The sequence below is a fragment of the Lentzea tibetensis genome (assembly GCF_007845675.1).
Lineage (GTDB): Bacteria > Actinomycetota > Actinomycetes > Mycobacteriales > Pseudonocardiaceae > Lentzea > Lentzea tibetensis.
The window spans coordinates 1-1,116 of record NZ_VOBR01000098.1 but is presented as its reverse complement, the minus strand read 5'-3'; the positions used below and the strand labels follow the sequence as shown (position 1 = coordinate 1,116).

General features: G+C 67.3%; 1 protein-coding gene. It reads left to right on the top strand.

Features of this window, described 5'->3' with window-relative positions:
• Nucleotides 1-43: 43 nt before the first annotated feature.
• The coding region (gene ispG / locus FKR81_RS43085; RefSeq protein WP_186763528.1) for a flavodoxin-dependent (E)-4-hydroxy-3-methylbut-2-enyl-diphosphate synthase at nt 44-1,116 on the top strand (1,073 nt) is incomplete at its 3' end.

Below are 1,116 nucleotides of genomic sequence, written 5' to 3'. Positions count from 1 at the left end.
AGTGGAAGGTGCACAACCCATGAGTGACGGCGTGATGCTCGGAATGCCGGCATTGCCGCCTCCGGTGCTGTCGGAACGTCGCAAGACGAGGCAGCTCATGGTGGGAAACGTCGGCGTCGGGAGCGAGTTCCCGGTGTCGGTGCAGTCCATGACGACCACGCTCACCGCGGACGTCAACGCCACACTGCAGCAGATCGCCGAGCTCACGGCCGCGGGCTGTGACATCGTGCGCGTCGCGTGCCCGTCGCAGGACGACGCGGACGCGTTGGCGGCGATCGCGAAGAAGTCGCAGATCCCGGTGATCGCGGACATCCACTTCCAGCCGAAGTACGTGTTCGCCGCGATCGAGGCGGGCTGCGCCGCGGTGCGCGTCAACCCCGGCAACATCAAGAAGTTCGACGACAAGGTCAAGGAGATCGCGCAGGCGGCTCGCGACCACAACACGCCGATCCGGATCGGCGTGAACGCGGGCTCGCTCGACCCGCGGCTGATGGCCAAGTACGGCAAGGCCACGCCGGAGGCGCTGGCCGAGTCGGCGTTGTGGGAGGCGTCGCTGTTCGCCGAGCACGACTTCCACGACATCAAGATCTCGGTGAAGCACAACGACCCGGTGATCATGGTGCGGGCGTACGAGATCCTGGCCGAGCAGTGCGACTACCCGCTGCACCTCGGCGTGACCGAGGCGGGCCCGGCGTTCCAGGGCACGATCAAGTCGGCGGTGGCGTTCGGTGCGCTGCTGCGGCAGGGCATCGGTGACACGATCCGGGTCTCGCTGTCGGCTCCGCCGGTGGAGGAGATCAAGGTCGGACATCAGATCCTGCAGTCGCTGAACCTGCGGCCGCGCAAGCTGGAGATCGTGTCCTGCCCGTCGTGCGGCCGCGCCCAGGTGGACGTGTACACGCTGGCTGAGCAGGTCACCGCTGGTCTGGAGGGCATGGAGGTGCCGCTTCGGGTCGCGGTCATGGGCTGCGTCGTCAACGGTCCCGGTGAGGCCCGCGAGGCGGACCTGGGTGTCGCCTCGGGCAACGGCAAGGGCCAGATCTTCGTCAAGGGCAAGGTCATCAAGACCGTCCCGGAGCACGCGATCGTGGAGACCCTCATCGAAGAGGCCATGCG